Source organism: Vibrio sp. 10N.261.51.F12, from assembly GCF_041471725.1.
Lineage (GTDB): Bacteria > Pseudomonadota > Gammaproteobacteria > Enterobacterales > Vibrionaceae > Vibrio.
Map to the genome: position 1 here is coordinate 1 of NZ_JBFROV010000040.1, position 17,253 is coordinate 17,253.

General features: G+C 45.4%; 14 protein-coding genes, 1 pseudogene and 2 riboswitches. Of the genes and pseudogenes, 8 read left to right on the forward strand and 7 right to left on the reverse strand.

Annotated features, from left to right (window positions below; all coding sequences use genetic code 11):
- Nucleotides 1-276 precede the first annotated feature (276 nt).
- A complete protein-coding gene (locus tag AB4405_RS20980) occupies nucleotides 277-879 on the forward strand; it encodes an acetate uptake transporter (RefSeq protein WP_102471032.1) in 603 nt (200 codons plus the stop codon).
- A 195-nt stretch (nucleotides 880-1,074) separates the two neighbouring features.
- Here AB4405_RS20980 and AB4405_RS20985 read toward each other — a convergent pair whose 3' ends face one another.
- From AB4405_RS20985 to thiD, 6 genes are all read right to left on the reverse strand, one after another.
- Nucleotides 1,075-2,625, reverse strand: a complete 1,551-nt coding sequence (locus tag AB4405_RS20985; RefSeq protein WP_372062688.1) for an alanine/glycine:cation symporter family protein — start codon at nucleotides 2,623-2,625, stop codon at nucleotides 1,075-1,077.
- A gap of 332 nt (nucleotides 2,626-2,957) precedes the next feature.
- Nucleotides 2,958-3,620 (reverse strand): thiaminase II, encoded by a 663-nt coding sequence (gene tenA, locus AB4405_RS20990; protein ID WP_102471030.1) that lies wholly within the window; start codon nucleotides 3,618-3,620, stop codon nucleotides 2,958-2,960.
- 25 nt (nucleotides 3,621-3,645) lie between these two features.
- Nucleotides 3,646-4,593 (reverse strand): ABC transporter substrate-binding protein, encoded by a 948-nt coding sequence (locus tag AB4405_RS20995; protein WP_372062689.1) that lies wholly within the window; start codon nucleotides 4,591-4,593, stop codon nucleotides 3,646-3,648.
- Between the two features lie 19 nt (nucleotides 4,594-4,612).
- On the reverse strand, nucleotides 4,613-5,359 hold the full coding sequence (locus AB4405_RS21000; protein ID WP_372062721.1) for an ABC transporter permease: 747 nt from the start codon (nucleotides 5,357-5,359) through the stop codon (nucleotides 4,613-4,615).
- A 67-nt stretch (nucleotides 5,360-5,426) separates the two neighbouring features.
- Entirely contained in the window at nucleotides 5,427-6,179 is a 753-nt protein-coding gene (locus AB4405_RS21005; protein WP_372062690.1) for an ABC transporter ATP-binding protein, read from the reverse strand.
- Nucleotides 6,179-6,997, reverse strand: coding sequence for a bifunctional hydroxymethylpyrimidine kinase/phosphomethylpyrimidine kinase (gene thiD / locus AB4405_RS21010; protein ID WP_372062691.1), 819 nt, complete (start codon nucleotides 6,995-6,997; stop codon nucleotides 6,179-6,181). The genes AB4405_RS21005 and thiD overlap by 1 nt, the downstream gene beginning before the upstream one ends.
- Before the next feature lie 61 nt (nucleotides 6,998-7,058).
- Nucleotides 7,059-7,158, reverse strand: a riboswitch (TPP riboswitch).
- Between the two features lie 327 nt (nucleotides 7,159-7,485).
- Between thiD and AB4405_RS21015 the strand changes: the two are divergent.
- A pseudogene (locus AB4405_RS21015) lies at nucleotides 7,486-10,007 on the forward strand (glycosyl hydrolase family 18 protein).
- A 114-nt stretch (nucleotides 10,008-10,121) separates the two neighbouring features.
- On the opposite strand, the gene ribB reads toward AB4405_RS21015, so the two are convergent.
- Nucleotides 10,122-10,784, reverse strand: coding sequence for a 3,4-dihydroxy-2-butanone-4-phosphate synthase (gene ribB, locus AB4405_RS21020; RefSeq protein ID WP_372062692.1), 663 nt, complete (start codon nucleotides 10,782-10,784; stop codon nucleotides 10,122-10,124).
- 103 nt (nucleotides 10,785-10,887) lie between these two features.
- Nucleotides 10,888-11,040, reverse strand: a riboswitch (FMN riboswitch).
- 220 nt (nucleotides 11,041-11,260) lie between these two features.
- Here ribB and AB4405_RS21025 point away from each other — a divergent pair.
- The 6 genes from AB4405_RS21025 (at nucleotide 11,261) to AB4405_RS21050 (ending at nucleotide 17,183) form a co-directional block, all read left to right on the forward strand.
- Nucleotides 11,261-11,794 carry a GNAT family N-acetyltransferase gene (locus tag AB4405_RS21025; protein ID WP_372062693.1) on the forward strand — a complete coding sequence of 178 codons (534 nt, stop codon included), beginning with the start codon at nucleotides 11,261-11,263 and terminating at the stop codon, nucleotides 11,792-11,794.
- 118 nt (nucleotides 11,795-11,912) lie between these two features.
- Complete coding sequence (locus AB4405_RS21030; protein WP_372062694.1) at nucleotides 11,913-12,977, forward strand: low specificity L-threonine aldolase; 1,065 nt, start codon at nucleotides 11,913-11,915, stop codon at nucleotides 12,975-12,977.
- Between the two features lie 93 nt (nucleotides 12,978-13,070).
- Entirely contained in the window at nucleotides 13,071-13,910 is an 840-nt protein-coding gene (locus AB4405_RS21035; protein WP_372062695.1) for a LysR family transcriptional regulator, read from the forward strand.
- 410 nt (nucleotides 13,911-14,320) lie between these two features.
- Nucleotides 14,321-15,946 (forward strand): guanitoxin biosynthesis MBL fold metallo-hydrolase GntH, encoded by a 1,626-nt coding sequence (gntH, locus tag AB4405_RS21040; protein WP_372062696.1) that lies wholly within the window; start codon nucleotides 14,321-14,323, stop codon nucleotides 15,944-15,946.
- Between the two features lie 129 nt (nucleotides 15,947-16,075).
- Complete coding sequence (locus AB4405_RS21045; RefSeq protein ID WP_372062697.1) at nucleotides 16,076-16,588, forward strand: hypothetical protein; 513 nt, start codon at nucleotides 16,076-16,078, stop codon at nucleotides 16,586-16,588.
- Nucleotides 16,589-16,691: 103 nt separating this feature from the next.
- The gene (locus AB4405_RS21050) at nucleotides 16,692-17,183 is read left to right on the forward strand and encodes a hypothetical protein (RefSeq protein WP_372062698.1); all 492 of its coding nucleotides are present in this window, start codon (nucleotides 16,692-16,694) and stop codon (nucleotides 17,181-17,183) included.
- Nucleotides 17,184-17,253: the final 70 nt, after the last annotated feature.

Below are 17,253 nucleotides of genomic sequence, written 5' to 3' on the forward strand. Positions count from 1 at the left end.
CTTTAACTGATCGGCATTAGACCTAGAGTCGGTTTTTTTATTTCTGCTTTTGACCCGTCCTAAATAAGGTTGTCACTTTTAATCAATATGCCGACTTCTCTGTTAGAGCCGTTTTTGCGAGCGAGTGTCACCTGTCATCTAAACGTATGCATTGTTTTTTATATGATCGATTTATCAATCTAAGATTGCAGATAAGAGATCTGCTGCTTATCACAAAAATAGATTAAAATTTTCATGTAAATTTTATTACTTAATTTGAAATCAGGGCTCTTTTACATGTCGAACAAACTCGCAAACCCAGCGCCGTTAGGCCTAATGGGTTTTGGTATGACTACCATCCTTTTGAATATCCACAATGCAGGTTTCTTTCCTATTGATTCAATGATTCTAGCTATGGGGATTTTTTATGGCGGTCTAAGCCAAGTGCTAGTGGGTATGATGTGCTTTAAGCGCGGTGATACATTTGGTACAACGGCCTTCACGTCTTATGGCCTATTTTGGTTGTCGCTTGTCGGCATTATCGTTATGCCATACATGGGCCTACCAGCAAGCCCTGCGAGCTTTATGGGTTGGTACCTGCTGTTATGGGGTATTTTCACTGGTTTCATGTTTATTGGCTCATTATGCTACCCAGTTGCGAAGCAAGTCGTGTTTGGTTCTCTAACCATCTTGTTCTTCCTTCTAGCCGCTCGTGATTTCACGGGTAGTGAATTGATCGGTACTATTGCCGGCTTTGAAGGTATTTTCTGTGGAGCGAGTGCGATTTACTTTGCTATGGCTCAGGTCATCAACAACGAATATGGTCGTACAGTGATGCCTATTGGTGATAAAAAACCAGCGGCAGCGCCAGTTCAAGCGACACAAGAAATTACCGCATAGATTTAAGTTTATTCATTTCGGAAACGATGAATAGCAAAAAAGGAGGGTAGCGAACGCTACCCTCCTTTTTTAATACATACTTTTTTAATACATAAATGTTAGCCAATGGGTAAACGCAAACAATGTATCAGGAGCAATCTACTTGCCCTTGTGATTACGTTGCCATTGTACTCCCGCTTACGATGGTGTCCCTACTCACAACTGTGTTTGAGTATTAGGGGTGGCTGTGCTTTCTGTTTCTTTGCTTGCCGTTTCCCCTGTACGTCTTTTGTATTTTCCTTCCCAATAATGAGCGCCTTTAATACCCAGCGCTACAGGGTTAAATGTATAATCTTTAACGCCTTTTTTCTGTTGGGCTTCGTAGTCTTTAAGTGCAAGAATAGCGGGCTTGCCCATAAAGAAGATGATGACGAGACCGACAATGTTAAGCCAAGCCATCAAGCCAACACCGATATCACCCATTGCCCAGGCTAAGTTGGCCGTTTTTACGGTTCCGTAGAACACTGACGCCATAATCACGAGCTTCAATATAAACATCAGTCCACTGACCTTAAAGGTGCGACGGATGTAGGCAATATTGGTTTCAGCAATGTAGTAGTAAGCCAGAATGGTCGTGAAAGCGAAAAAGAACAGCGCAAAGGCGATGAATGGTTTTCCCACACCTGGCATGGTGCTTTCAATCGCAAGTTGTGTAAAGGCTGGTCCATTTGCTCCGATATTTGCCGCAAGGTTTTGAACAAGGAAGGCTTCGTCACCGCCGCCGTGTACATTGTAAGCACCAGTAATCAAAATCATAAAGGCCGTTGCTGAACAGACAAGCAAGGTATCAATGTAGATAGAGAACGATTGCACAAGGCCTTGCTGGGCTGGGTGATCTACGTTTGCCGCTGCGGCTGCGTGTGGACCTGTACCTTGACCGGCTTCGTTAGAGTAAACACCACGCTTTACACCCCAACCAATGGCAGCACCAAAACCGGCCATAGGAGTAAAGGCATCCCCAAGAATCATCCCCACAATGCGCGGTACCTCACCAATATTGAGCAAGATGATCACGAAAGCAATTATGATGTAAGCGAGCGCCATAAATGGCACGACAACTTGTGTAAAATTAGCAATGCGCTTAACACCACCAAAGATAATGAAACCTAAGATAATTGAAACAACAGTACCGGTGAAAATTTTTGCAAAACTAAAGGTGCCGATAGCGGTTTCAATCATAGGGCCAGTGCCAAATGCCGTTTCTACTGCGTTACCAATACTGTTAGATTGGACGCCTGGAAGAAGCACACCACAAGCAAATATCGTGGCAATGGCGAAAATCCATGCATACCATTTTTGCCCCATTGCTTTTTCGATGTAGTACGCGGGGCCTCCTCGAAATTGTCCTTCGTCTTCTTCTTTATAGATTTGAGCTAATGTCGATTCAATGTACGCGGTCGCAGCGCCAAAGAAAGCCACGACCCACATCCAGAATACGGCGCCAGGACCACCAAAACCGATGGCAGCTGCGACGCCTGCGATATTACCTGTACCGACTCGGCCTGATAATGAAACGGCGAGTGCCTGAAATGATGAAATGCCTTTTTCAGAACTTTTTCCTGACAGTAACAATCGCCACATCTCAAAGAAATGGCGGATTTGAACGAAGCGAGTTAGCACTGAATAAAACAGGCCGGCACCAAGACATAAATAAATAAGAGCGGGGCTCCAGATAACCCCGTTCAATAGATCAACAAATGATTGCATAGTTCTTCCCTGTAAAGCTCGGGTAAATATCCATTCATCGACGGCTATAAGCGTAAGATGATGGGTATTTTTGTTATGAATTAGAGTCCCTCAATCGTCCTTGCTTGTACGAAAAGCATGAGAAAATCTAAGTGCGAGTGTTTAATTTTATAAAGCAAGCGAGGCCATCCTAACCAATTGTGACCGCGTTGTTAACAGGAGATGTAAAATTTATGTTAACCCGTGACGGTTAGCACGAAATTTCATCACTTTGATTAAAAGGTGTGGTTTGTTTTCATATTGAACTGAACGGCGAGATAAAGATTGGCCTCGTTAGAGGCCAATTATATTGATTAAGCGGCGTCTAAACCTTGCTGCCAAAAGGCAATTTCCATTCGCGTCGCTGTTTTAAATACGTGTATTAATTCCTGCGCTCGCTGGCTGTTCACATCAATGTCTTCAAGGAGTGCATCCAAACGTTGAATGGAAGTCTGAACGCCAGACTGGAACTCTTCACTCGCGTACATTTCGATCCAGCTTCGATACGGGTTGCCTTCGAGTGATGTGCTTGCGTGCTTTAATCTCTCTTCGCCAATTACGGCGTAGCCAATCGAGCAAGGCGCGAGCGCAGCGTATAGGTCGACCAGTTCACCTGTCATGCCAGCGTCCAACACGTAGCGCGTATAAGCAACGGTGCCAAAATCCTCTTGCTCCGCTTCCATATCCGATTCGGTTAAGCCCCATTGGCTGCAATAGCTTACATGGTGAGCGATTTCGCTATTGAGCAGCGCTAGCACACTGGGAACGGCTTCTCTCATTTGATCCAGTGTTTTTGCTTTATAAATAGCCAGTGCATAAGCCCGCGCATATTGTTTTAAGAACAAGAAGTCTTGCTTTAAATAATGCAAATAAGCGTCTGGGTGTAGCTCCCCAGTTGCGAGTTGCTCAACAAAGCTGTGCTGTGTGTAAGCGTGCCATTCGTCTTGGCATGCTTGAATAAGGTCATTGTGATTCATGGTATTCCTACAGAAATTATGGCTATTACAGCGTCGGTACAAACGTGGCCGCTTTTGGCTGAGTTGGGATGATTTTATGCTGGAACATAAAATCAGTGAACGCGTCGTATTTGTTGATATCGACGGCTGACGGGCGTAATGCAAAACGCGTCAGGGTATCACGCCATGCACGCTTATTGAGCTCGTTGTTTAGCGTATCAGGTGCGTAGGCAACGAATTCATTCCAAGAATCATGAGGATGATTAACAATATACGTTGTGGCTTTCTCTATTGCGCGATTAAACTTCTTGATAGCCTCTTTGTCGTAGCTGTTCGCATTGGCGACAAATACAAGTTCCTCGTAGGTTGGCACGCCATGCTCTTCTGGGAAGAACGCTTTTGGCTTAAACCCTTCAAGCTCAAGCTGATTGGTTTCAAAGTTGCGTAGTCCGCCCCATATTGCATCTACTTGTCCGGATGCGAGAGACGATGACAATGCCCAACCAACATTGATGATCTTCACATCTTCAAACGCGACACCCTCTGATTTCAGCATAGTGCCGATGGTGGCTTCCTCGTTTCCTGCAATGGCAATACCAATCTTTTTGCCTTTTAAGTCAGCTAGGTTATTGATCTTGCCGTTGTCGATAACCATCATGGTGTTCAACGGTGTGGCAATTAGCGTTGCGCTGCGAATTAATGGCAGACCCGCTGCGACATCAATGGTAAGACTCGTTTGATAAGAAACGGCCATGTCTACCTTACCTGCGGCGACAAGCTTCGCTGGGGTACTAGGGTCCGCAGGTTCTTGGATATTAATCTTAAGCCCTTGCTCTTGAAAGTAGCCTTTTTCTTTTGCAATAACGATAGGGCCATGGTTTGGATTAACAAACCAATCGAGCATTAGCGTCAATTCTTTGTCTGCCGCTTGCGCGGGTAGAGTGGCAGCGAGCGCTATCAAAGCGGCAATGCCTTTTTTGAAGATAGGGGTCATGACTTTTCCTTTTTGATTATTATTTACTTTCCCAAGGGATGATGTGTTTTAGCAGCCTGTCGGTGATGAAGTACAAAGACACAGAAAGGCTGGCGAGAATAAATAGTGCCGCAAACATCTCATCGATGAGCATGCGCGCGTTAGTTTGTAGCATGAGATAGCCTAGCCCCTCACTTGAGCCTACCCACTCACCGGCAACGGCTCCAATGGGAGCAATCACGACAGCGACTCGAATACCAGAAGCGAGCACAGGCAGTGACGCAGGTAAGCGAACATGCCAAAGTTGTTGCCAACGACTGGCACCCATCGTTTGAGCAAGGTCGAGGTAGCCAGTGGGGGTATTGCGAAGTCCGTCGTAACAACAGGTTGTTACTGGGAAGAAGATAATCAACGCCGCCATGACCACTTTAGAAGCGATACCATAGCCAAGCCAAAGCATTAAAATTGGGGCGAGGGCAAAAACGGGAATCGCTTGGCTAGCAATGAGAATAGGTAACAGCCAGCGTTTTAAAGGTTGAAATAACAGCATCTGTAAGGCAAAAAATAACCCCATGCTTAGCCCTAACAACAGGCCAAGTAAGATCTCTTGCGCGGTTACCCAAGTATGTTTAAGTAACACCTCATGACGACTGACGAGTTTACTCGCGACACTTTCTGGTGAAGGTAAAATAAAACTAGGCATATTGAATGCGACTACGATGATTTTCCATAACCCTATAATCACAATCGCACTGATCAACATTCGAGTGACCGCGTTTATGCCCACTCTTTCATTGTCGGAGTGATGCGCAGAATGTGGCGAGTGATGTTTTTCTTTTGAAGGCTGGGCTAATTTAGTCAGAAGTGTCATCTGCTCCCTCCAAACGCTTTAAAATCTGCTGTTGAAGAGCGGCAAACTGTGCATCAATCTCTCTAGGTACCGCTGTCGTCGGGGCGGTAATGGGGAATAGCGCAGCGGGCTTGCCATTCATGACCAAAATCTGATGACCGAGACGAAGCGCTTCTTGTGGATCATGGGTAATCAGCAGTACGGTTTTATCCGCTAGGAGTGAGGCCGCTAAATTTTGCAACTTGTAACGTGTGACTGCATCCAGCGCAGAGAAAGGCTCATCCATTAACACGATGGGCTTATCTTGCATAAGTGTTCTGGCTAGTGCAACCCTCTGCTTTTGTCCGCCAGATAAGGCAGTGATTTTGTCATAAGCCTTGTCTTTCAATCCGACACTAGCCAATAAAAACAAGGCGCGTTCGGTAATCTCTGGGGTGACATTGACCCCCCGTAACCTTGATGCCAAACACACATTGTCGATGACACTCAACCAAGGCATCAATAAATCTTGTTGTGCCATGTACGCAATTTGATGGTGAATACCAGCCTCAGATGATGATGTCAGTTGCCCGGTAAATGTGACTTGGTCATTGAGTAATCCAGCCACGTAACGCAGTAAGGTACTCTTTCCGCACCCGCTAGGTCCAAGGACAGCGGTGCAGCTTCCTGATCCCAAGGTCATGTTTAGGTTGGAAAATATCGGTTGCTCATCCCCTAAATAGGTCAGGGAGGCATTGCACAGCGTAATATCTATCATTACTTCAGCATATAAAAGTGGTTAACTGGGCCGTGTCCCTTGCCAATTGAAAGGGTATCAGCGTGAGAAATAGCCTGTGTGATGTAATGCTTCCCTGACTGGACGGCGTCGTGAAGCGTTTCACCTTGCGCAAGAAATGATGCGATGGCCGAGCTTAATGTACACCCAGTGCCATGCGTGTTGTTGGTGTGAATTCGCGTGGTCTCAAGGCGGGTGACGTCGTTAGCCGTGATCAACAAATCTGTGCTGGTGGATTCTGATTCTAAGTGGCCACCCTTCAACAAAATTGCTGGGGTTTGGAGTGTTCTGAGTCCATCAATCATCTGGTCCATTCCTGCTTCAGATTGCGGAATAGCACAATCAAGTAACGCAGCACCTTCCGGTAAATTGGGTGTGATGACAGTGGCGAGTGGTAATAGCTCGGTTTTTAGGGCGTCGATGGCAGAAGTGGCTAGTAGGAGGTCCCCACTGGTTGCAACCATCACGGGGTCGAGCACAACGTACTGAGGTTGATACTGTTTAAGCTTCTTAGCAACAGATCGAATAATGGCAGTATCCGCTAACATACCTATTTTGACGGCGACCACGTTGAGGTCTGAGAAAACGGCATCTAATTGCGCCTCAATAAAGTCAGGCTCAATACCAAGTATTCCCGAGACACCTTGTGTGTTTTGTGCGGTGAGTGCAGTAATAACAGAGCAGGCGTAACTGCCCGTGGCGGAAATAGCTTTGATATCGGCTTGAATACCTGCGCCACCACCAGAGTCAGATCCAGCAATAGTGAGAACAATAGGGGTAGAAGTTGAAAGGCTTGCCATGAGAGTGCTCCTCGCCGACATAGGAGCGAGCGCATAGCCTGGAGCACAATAGGCTACCGGTAAGCTATGTCGATCAGTTCCCTACGTCAGTGTTAACTGAATCAGGTTCAACGGGTCTCACCTATGGTGATCTCAGCAGTAATGCTCCCCGACTAATGAGAAAACATATTGTTATACAAGCGCCCAATTTTTTCCAGCGTTAAAAACAAACTCTGAATGATGAAGCGTTAAATTGACATGGATTATGGGTGGTGTGGGCGTTTGTTCTGTTTTTTGGTTATTTTCCCCATCATTACGTTGCAAATTATTTGTGCAGAAGATTAAACGTTTTGTGAAAACATGTGCTTCAAGATTCTTTTTTATGAGCGATCACTCGAAGAGCTGTTTAATTTTTAATCGTTAATTATTATCAAGTTCTAATACTGTTCTCGATGCCAATAAGAATTTTTTGGCAGGATTTAGTTTTTCAGGGAATAGAGAATATACCAATGAACAGAATTGTATTGGGTGCTTCGATCCTAACGCTCGCGATGAGTAATGCCTCTTGGGCAGCACCAGCTACACCAGCTATAGACGCTTATGGCTCCAATAATTTGCAGTTTTCGAAAGTACAACTGGCGATGGAAACCGCCGCAGGCTATAGCCAGATGGTTCAATATCAAGATGCCGCGGATATTACTATCAAGTTTAATCAATGGAGCGGAACACCAGGAGACACATATCACGTCTATTTTGATGGGAGCAGGTGGCGACGGGGCCCATCACCGGGAGTCAAACTGCTGCGATCTTCACTTATGCAAAAGGCGGGCGGTATCAAGTTCAGGTAGAAGCTTGTGATGCCAGTGGCTGTTCTAAAAGTAGCTCGATGGAGTTAGTTGTCGCCGATACGGACGGGTCCCATCTGCCACCTTTGGTGATGAATGTGGATCCCAATAACAAGTCCTTTGATACTGACCCCAATACAGTGGTAGGGACCTATTTTGTTGAATGGGGTATTTATGGTCGAGATTTCACGGTTGATAATATTCCTGTTGATAACCTAACGCATATTATCTACGGCTTCATTCCAATTTGTGGGCCGAATGAGTCGGTAAAATCAGTTGGTGGTAACAGCTTTAATGCCCTGCAAACCGCTTGCCAAGGCATGGACGATTATGAGGTCGTGATTCATGATCCTTGGGCCGCTTATCAAAAAAGTTTTTCTCAAGCAGGGCATGATTACAGTTCGCCAATTAAAGGTAATTACGCGATGTTGATGGCGCTTAAACAGCGAAATCCGGATCTGAAAATATTGCCTTCCATCGGTGGTTGGACTCTGTCTGATCCATTCTATAGCTTTACGGACAAAGCGAACCGAGATGTATTTGTGGCCTCAGTTAAACAATTCCTCACCACTTGGAAGTTTTATGACGGTGTCGATATTGACTGGGAATATCCGGGTGGTGACGGTGCAGCACCGGATCTTGGCGATCCAAGTAAGGATGGCGCAGCATACGCGGTGTTGATGCAAGAGCTGAGAGCCATGCTTGATCAGCTATCAGCAGAAACAGGCCGAACCTATGAATTGACATCAGCAGTTGGTGTGGGTTTTGATAAAATTCAAGATGTTGACTACGCTCAGGCCGTTCCTTTTATGGATTATATCTTTGCGATGACGTATGACTTTTACGGCGGCTGGAACAATGTTCCCGGGCATCAGGCTGGGTTATATTGCGGCAGTTTCATGAGGGTAGGTCAGTGTGATGGCAGTGGCGTTGATGCAGAAGGCGTGCCGTACAAAGGCCCTGCCTATACTGCTGACAATGGTATAGAACTGTTGCTCTCAAAAGGGGTTCCGGCTAACAAACTGGTTTTAGGCGCGGCAATGTATGGGCGTGGCTGGGAAGGTGTTATGCCTAGTACATTAACCGACCCTACCGATCCAATGACGGGTACCGCGAGTGGAAAATTGAAAGGCTCCACAGCACAAGGTGTATGGGAAGATGGCGTTATCGATTATAAAGGCATTAAATCCTTCATGCTTGGCGATGGTCATACCGGGATTAACGGCTATGAATATGGCTACGATGCCTTAGCAGAGGCGGCCTATGTTTGGAATCAAACGACGGGCGCGTTGATTACTTTTGATGATAACCGCTCAGTAAAAGCAAAAGGCGCATACGCTCGCAGCTTAGGTCTTGCTGGGTTATTTTCATGGGAAATTGATGCCGATAATGGCGATATTTTAAATGCAATGCATGAGGGCCTTGCTGGTGGTACGCCGAGTAACCGTCCTCCTAAAGCGAATGCAGGTGCTGCTCAATACGTTGAAGGCCCAATGGTTCTCTTGCTTAGTGGCTCAGCATCAAGTGATAACGATGGCAATATAGTGAGTTATGCTTGGACTCAGAGTGCTGGGGCGCCATTATTTTTAACGGATGCAAACACGGTTACTCTACAAGTGAGTATTGGAGAAGTGACAGAGAACAGCAAATATGAATTTGTTCTTACTGTGACCGATAACGAGGGGGCAACTCACTCCGATACGGTCGTCGTCAACGTCACATCCAACAATACCGAGCCAACGAATACGGCGCCTGTCGCGAGAGTGGCAGGACCAACTAGCGCTGTGGCTAAGGAGGTTGTCTTGCTGGATGCATCTGGCTCGACGGATATCGATAACGATGTTCTGACTTATACTTGGCAATCACCATCAGGACTGAGAGTGACTACGCAAGGTGACATGCTGAGTTTTAACGCGCCAAGTTTGCCAGTGAGCACGGATTATCAATTTTCTGTAACGGTCAGCGATGGTTCACTTGATTCAGTCATGAACCATACTGTAACGATCGCTGCAGATGCTAACGGTGCGGTGTGCGAAAATACATGGCAAGCCGATTCGGTTTATACCGGTGGTGAGCAAGTGATATATCAAGGTAATACTTACCAAGCCAAGTGGTGGACACAAGGTGAAGATCCGCAGACAACGGGAGAGTGGGGGGTATGGAAAAACTTAGGGAACTGCTTGTAATACAGACCCGTGTGCAAGCCTCAATATTGACTATTTAAAATGTGAGATGAGCCTTAGCCACAAGGAATAAAAGGGAAGCGGTGGCTTCCCTTTTTTCAAATCAATTAATCGGCATTACGCGGATTTTTCGGTGAGAGCGATACGGTATTGAACCATATCTTCAATCGTCAACACTGGCATATTGTGGAGTTTACCGAATGCCACAATTTCTGGGGCTTTTGCCATTGTGCCATCAGGGTTTGTGACTTCACATAGTACCCCAAATGGTGATAGGCCGGCCATTTGCATCAGATCTATTGTGCCTTCTGTGTGACCACGGCGAGTTAAAACACCGCCCTGACGTGCTCGTAGTGGGAAGACATGACCGGGTCTTGCAAGATCTTCTGGTCTTGCTTGTTGCGCACAAGCTGTTTTGATGGTTGTGACTCGATCGGCGGCTGATACGCCAGTCGTGACACCGACTTTTGCTTCGATCGAGACGGTAAAAGCCGTTTGATTGGCGCTGTTATTGTTCACGACCATTGGAGGAAGTTCCAGCTGCTCTGCTTGCTCATCGTTGATGCACAAGCAAACAATGCCACTGCCTTCTCGTATCATTAACGCCATTTGTTGATCGGTTAAGTGATCCACTGAGCAAATAATATCGCCTTCGTTCTCGCGATCTTCATCATCGAGTAGCAATACACCGCGGCCTTCACGAAGTGCAGCGAGAGCAATCTCTACGCGTTCCATCGGTGTGCCGAATTCTGAAAGTAGTGAGGTTTGGTTCTGATTCATGGTAAGACTCCGAAATAAAATACCAGAATCAGGGCATAAGTAATGGGGACCACGTGTGATCCAAGAGATGTCGGAACGCTCCCTAGTCAAAAGGAAGTGCTCTAATTATCCTCTCCCATCCGGACTATGACCGTCGGCTCTGGATTCACACCAGATCTGCTGACCTTAAATCACAAGAGTGAGATAAGCGCTCGCGGGCTAACCAAAAATCTGGCTTACCGCCGGTGGGGAATTGCGCCCCGCCCTGAGAATAAAATAGGTGTCAAAAATTGACAGTAAAGATGGTAGCGTTTTTTGCTCTTAATGGAAAGAGTAGTACTTAACGCTTTGATTAATTGTAGAGGAACACATTTAAATTTAGCGCTGTAACGCAATCTCATCTATTCACGATGAAGTTAGATTGCCAAGAACGGTTCCTCCAACTAGGTTTAACCCCTAACCAGTAAATGCATAACCTGATAATGAGCACCTAATTAATGATGAGATTGGAAACGGAACGGCTTATTTTGCGAGATTTTCAACTTGGTGATATTGAAGCGTGGCTAGCGATAACATCGCACCCTAAGTATCAGACCTTTTATCCGAAAGAAGAATGTTCGGCGGAGTTTAATGCGCATTTACTCGAAATGTTTGTTGAGCAGGCACAGCAAGTTCCCAGGACTAAATTTCAGCTAGTGATTGAAGGGAAAGAGAGTCATCAAGTCATCGGAACGGTTGCGTTTCGATTAGAAGCCGATAACCAAGCCTCGATTGGTTTCGGCCTTTCAGTAAATAGGCAAGGACGAGGCATAGCCGTTGAAGCAATGTCGGCGCTGATTAAGTTTGGCATCGAGCAGTTCTCTCCTGGCTGTATCTTTGCTGAAACGCGAGCTGGTAATCATGCTGCTATTTCTGTCTGTCATCGATTGGGGCTATCTGTTTTACAGTCTCAATCTAATCACTTAGGTGAGGTGGAAGTATTGCGCTTAGCCACTGAAGTGAAAAAAGAAAGTGGTAACCTGGGGACTTAATGTAGGTCAGGCTAATAAAATAGGTTAGGAAGAATGATAAGTAACGAAGACACAACTTTACTCACTGACCACTAGATGAGATTGTTGAGTTATTGCTAGCGTTTTAAGGGAACAACACATGCAGGATCAGTGTCGCGTAGTACTACCCGGTAACCATGAACAAAGCCCAGCCGATATGTTTGCTGGTATGGCGGCATGGTGTAAAGACAACCATGTTACTCACGATAGATACGGTGAGGGAGAACTTATTCAATCATTTGAACAAAAGGTTGCGACGTTGCTTGGGTTTGAGTCGGGGCTTTTCGTGATCACCGGCACCATGACACAACCAACCGCCTTGCAAATAGCTTGTGAAGAACGACGCTGCCATAACGTTGCAATGCACCCATCAAGCCATATTTATATTCATGAGAATCAGGGTTATCAGTTACAAAATCGCTTTAATGTATTGACCGTCGGTAAGCCTTTTCAACCATGGACAGTGGATTCCATTGCCCAGATTCCCGACGAAATTGGCGCTGTACTTTATGAGCTGCCAATGCGAGAGATTGGAGGACAACTTCCGAGCTTTGAAGCGCTAGAAGCAATCAAACACCATTGTAATCAGTCTAATATTCATTTGCATATGGATGGCGCTCGCCTCTGGGAAACCTCTGCATTCTTTGGCAAAGCCTATGATGAAATCGCACATGGTTTTAACTCTGCCTACGTTTCTCTTTACAAAGGTATCGGTGGTCTAGGTGGAGCAATGTTGGTGGGAGATAAGGCATTTATCGATAAAGCGAGCGTATGGATGCACAGGCAAGGTGGCAGCGTTTACCACCGTTCGCCTTATATTGTTGCGGCTGCCATGCAGTTTGACCAACGACTCAAGCTTATGCCTGCTCTGTTTGAAAGAACGAAACAGGTTTATCAGATACTGAAAGAATTTCCGCTGTTGACGCCAAATCCAGAGAAACCACAAGCCAATATGTTACATATCCATCTTCCGGTTGGTTATGATCGGGCAGTGGAACTCCGTGACACGCTTGCAAAAGAAAAGAGTGTATGGATGGGTAATCCACAGCGAGGGCAATTGCCACAACAAAGTTATATTGAGTGGTATGTTGGTGACCGATTACTGAGCATCTCGGATGAGGATCTGCGACAGTATTTAACGTTACTGAGTAAAGGTTGCGTTTAAATCATTGCTGTTTTGTGCCCAATTCAGGTTGGGCTCTGAGATAATAAATAAGTACTGTGCCTAACAATTAGATTGAGTTAAGGGGAAAATATTTTGGATCTTAATCTACTAACGACATTTTTCGCCGTATATAAGCAGCGATCAATTACGCTTGCCGCCGACCAATTAGACTTAACTCAGCCAGCGGTCAGTGCTGCCATCAGGCGCTTAGAAGCTGTGATAGGGAAGGCACTTTTTGTTCGGGAAGGCAGGGGCATTGTTCCCACCAGTACGGCGGTGCAACTGGCGACCAGAATAGAAGACCCATTAAGTATTATCGATAATGTAGACAAGCATACTTACGATCTCAAAGTGTATTGTACCGAGAGTTTGATTCATTTCATTACCGGTGTTGATGGCATCAAGCTGAGCGAAGCTCCGCTTGATGAAAGTGAACTGTTTGATGCACTCGTCACGCAAAAGATCGATATTGTAATTGATGTTGTGTCTAGCAAGAAACATTCGTTATTAGAAGAAGCGTTGTTTGAAGAAGAAGCGGTCTGCCTTACCCGAATTGATCACCCTCGTATCGGCGAGACCCTGACTCAAGAAGCGTACTATCAGGAACAACATATCGCGTTAAAGCTTAAGCGCGGAGATATGAATACGGTAGAATTTTTGTCACAAGGTGAGCAAAAACCCCGTAACGTAAAAATTGAAACCAGTTCGATTTCTAGTATGTTAATACTGGCGAGTACAACCGATTATATCGCCTCTTCAACACGCTCATTTGCAGAACAATGGGCTCCTAAATTAGGCTTACGGATTCATCCCATTCCCCTTAGCTTGAGCAAGTTCAAGTTTCGAATGCTCTACCATAAGCGGTACGTTAATGATAACCATCACCGCAAAATCAGAGAGGATTTGATCAACGCTTTCGCTAGGCGCACATAAAGATCATCAAGATGAACGGTGGCTCGATGTCGATGATGAACTATTTTGGCAGCGTCGAGTTACTAAGTAGGCGTCGTACACACATTGTCTAACGCATGATTCCTAAAGACTCTAATGAGGTCAAAATCTTGACCAACAAGTGGCTAAGTGCTCTTAATATTGAGTCACTTAGCGACCCTTCCTTCTATCGCATTATGATTTATCCCTTTCTATTTTTTGCCAATACAGAGAGCGTTTTAGCTGCTCGCCATTATTTCTAAATCACGATGGTGGGCATTTATACATAAATTACGCTTATATATTGACGCCTGTTAGCTATATTTATCTGTTTTTTGTTTATGAGTAAACTCTTTGCATCGGAGTGAGGAAGGAACTTCATTCATACACATACTCAACCGATAGGTGGCACGATGAGAACCTTTGCAAAACTATCCTTAGCATCAACGGCGATGTTCATCACGACGACGGCATTTGCTGCTGACCCTATGATGGAATACAACACAAAGAAAACTCAATCAGATATTGAAAACCTTCAAAAATTTGAATATCACGAAGGGGATACGCTGGATGAATATCTAGAAGGTCAACCCAAAGGCAAGCTGTACTCCTCTGAAGAAGATGTACTTTCAGTGCTCATGGGTGGGGTTAATAATGGTGAATATCGAACTAAAACCGACTCAGGCTGGAAGGAAGGCTTAATGTTTGAGGGCATCGCTCCTTATGGTGATCATATGGTGTCAGGTGCTAACTGGTTCCCTCGTACTGAAGAGGTGCAGCCAGATGAAATGCGAGTGACGTTTATGGGGACTTCTCCAATGATTCGTCCCGGGCAAGCGAACACGTCCATCTATGTAGAGTTAGGTAATGGGTCAAATTTTGTTTTTGATTTGGGTGAAGCTTCGATTGCAAACTATGTCGCGGCAGGGGTAGCGCTTAATGAATTAGACCATATATTTATTACTCATTTGCATGTTGATCACTATGGATCCCTGCCTTACTTGTATCAGTTCGGTGGGTGGAACGGACGTTGGGAAAAACCGCTGAATATCTATGGTCCTAGTGGTGCAACCCCGGAATATGGCACTCGCCATATGATTGAAGGTATGCAACAAATGTTGAACTGGCATACCGATGCATTTGATGTCTTCCCAGCAGGAAACGATATTGTTGTTCATGAGTTTGATTTCCGTGATGACGGTGGCGTCATTTACGACCAAGACAATGTACAAGTCATCCATTGGCGTCGCAGCCATGCCAAAGATGGTGCTTCAGGTTATCGTCTAAATTGGACCCAGGATGATGGTCGAGTGCTGTCATTCGTGTGGACTGGTGATGGTCGCCCAACCGAGCTAGATCTTAAATATGCTAAGGGTGCAGATTTGTTTATTACCGAGCTTCAAACGGAAACCTTTGGCGTCTCTTCGATCATCCAAGGAGTCCCCCCATTCCTAGCGCGTTATACCGTCGATACTCATCATACACCAGCGTATGCCGCAGGATATGTTGCCAATGAGGTCCAGCCTCGATTGTTCATGACCACTCACATGACATTCGACCCTTATTTGAATGAAGAAACGGTTGCAGAAGTTCGTCATCATTGGAAAGGACCTTATCACTTTGGAGCGCCTGATGGCATCGTAGTCAACATGACCAAGGATAATGCTTGGGTACGTGAAGGGATCTTACCGGATTTCCCTAACGCGAGAGCCCCACAATTTGATTTAGCTGATGGCTCTGAATTCCGTATTCCGATGCCTAAAAATAGCCGTGAGGATATTCAAGAGCAGGAGATCCGTGACCTAGAGCTTGATCCGAAGCTTTATTACCCTGAGGGCTACATGCCAGAACTAATGACGGAGTGGCCAGTTGACAGTGACATTGTGATACCTGCAGAGCAAGTACCTGATGCAATGAGAAAAGGCATGAACACGAAACAAGAATACGTGGATAGAGTGCGCGAGCATCATAACTTAGAGCGCAAGTCAGTGACTCGTCCAACGGAACCCGGAGAAGGCTCAGGAACCGATAAAGAATAGGGCGACATAGAATGAAAAGGGGAGCGTTTTGACGCCCCCTTCAGCTTAAGGAAAACACATTCCATTAATACGTTAATCGGTCTTTGTTTTCATCACTTGATGTAAGTGACTCAATATTTGGAGTACAACATGAAAAAATCCATTATCACAGTAGTTATTCTCACCATCGTTTCTGGTTCAGCGTTTGCCGCTGGACAATCAAATGCTCATGACTACCGACCTGGTGCAACCAATAACCAAGAACGCCTTGCCGCTATAGACCCAAACTACGAGCTGACACTGCCTTCCGAAAAAGAGGGCTATACCATGTATGACAATCAATACATGTCTGACGGCGGCACTTATACGACCTATGTGAAGCCAAATCCAACAGATGAGCTTCATGTCGCCGATAAAGGGTCTTTAAAAATCACCCATGGCCAAGGCGGCAGCATCATGACGGACTACACAACAAAAAATGGAACCAATGCATTTTCAGTGATGTGTGGGTATACCTCTGGGCCTTCTTTTTGGGCGGATGGTAAACCAGCGAATGTTTGTAAAGATGCTCAGGCGCTGGCGGTGAGTTTGGAAGCTGAAGGGAAATGGGAGGTTAACCCAATGGTTTATACCGTAGCCCCCCCGAGTATTGTGGTTAACTAACTCTATTGGCATGTTTGATTAGTGAAATGAATAAGGAAATTTATTGACTATGTTGACTCAAATTTCTTTGATTAAATCACATTAGATGTGGAGACCGTATCCTATGAATCACGTTTTAAAATTACTTACCCTTGCATGTCTACTTGTTACGCCGACGATGGCAGTAGCGGAAGGACATAACCACAGTCACAATCATTTTAGTCCAGCACTAGAGCGACTAGGTGACGACATTATCGGTTTGACGGTTTGTTATAGAAATGGCTATCTATCCGATGAGGATCAAGAGCCTGCTTTTACCAATTTAATCAACCAAGCTAATGCAACCGGTGAAGAATTAGGTATGTTCTACATGGATAAGCTAGGGCCTAAAGCGGAAACGATTATGGGTGATGACAATGCACGAGCGTTATGGAGCCAAGATTTTTGTTCAGATTTAACGACCACTTACTTAGATGCGGATGAGTTAGCGAAATCTAAAAATCATCAACATGACCATACACACGCTCATGAACACCATAACCACGACCATGCTGACCTATCGGCAGATATCGTTCAGCAGGATATAGAACGAGGACGCTTACTCAGTATCAATTAGCTCTTTGTCCAAATACGAATGAGCTTGAAAGGGGAGAGGGTTTGTACTTCTCCTTTTTTATGAGCATGGT

What these genes read in the sequence shown, in the direction of transcription:
- AB4405_RS20980 (WP_102471032.1), top strand. Translation starts at nt 277, where the DNA reads ATGTCGAACAAACTCGCAAACCCAGCGCCGTTAGGCCTAATGGGTTTT.
- AB4405_RS20985 (WP_372062688.1), bottom strand. Translation starts at nt 2,625, where the DNA reads ATGCAATCATTTGTTGATCTATTGAACGGGGTTATCTGGAGCCCCGCT.
- tenA (WP_102471030.1), bottom strand. Translation starts at nt 3,620, where the DNA reads ATGAATCACAATGACCTTATTCAAGCATGCCAAGACGAATGGCACGCT.
- AB4405_RS20995 (WP_372062689.1), bottom strand. Translation starts at nt 4,593, where the DNA reads ATGACCCCTATCTTCAAAAAAGGCATTGCCGCTTTGATAGCGCTCGCT.
- AB4405_RS21005 (WP_372062690.1), bottom strand. Translation starts at nt 6,179, where the DNA reads ATGATAGATATTACGCTGTGCAATGCCTCCCTGACCTATTTAGGGGAT.
- thiD (WP_372062691.1), bottom strand. Translation starts at nt 6,997, where the DNA reads ATGGCAAGCCTTTCAACTTCTACCCCTATTGTTCTCACTATTGCTGGA.
- ribB (WP_372062692.1), bottom strand. Translation starts at nt 10,784, where the DNA reads ATGAATCAGAACCAAACCTCACTACTTTCAGAATTCGGCACACCGATG.
- AB4405_RS21025 (WP_372062693.1), top strand. Translation starts at nt 11,261, where the DNA reads ATGATGAGATTGGAAACGGAACGGCTTATTTTGCGAGATTTTCAACTT.
- AB4405_RS21030 (WP_372062694.1), top strand. Translation starts at nt 11,913, where the DNA reads ATGCAGGATCAGTGTCGCGTAGTACTACCCGGTAACCATGAACAAAGC.
- gntH (WP_372062696.1), top strand. Translation starts at nt 14,321, where the DNA reads ATGAGAACCTTTGCAAAACTATCCTTAGCATCAACGGCGATGTTCATC.
- AB4405_RS21045 (WP_372062697.1), top strand. Translation starts at nt 16,076, where the DNA reads ATGAAAAAATCCATTATCACAGTAGTTATTCTCACCATCGTTTCTGGT.
- AB4405_RS21050 (WP_372062698.1), top strand. Translation starts at nt 16,692, where the DNA reads ATGAATCACGTTTTAAAATTACTTACCCTTGCATGTCTACTTGTTACG.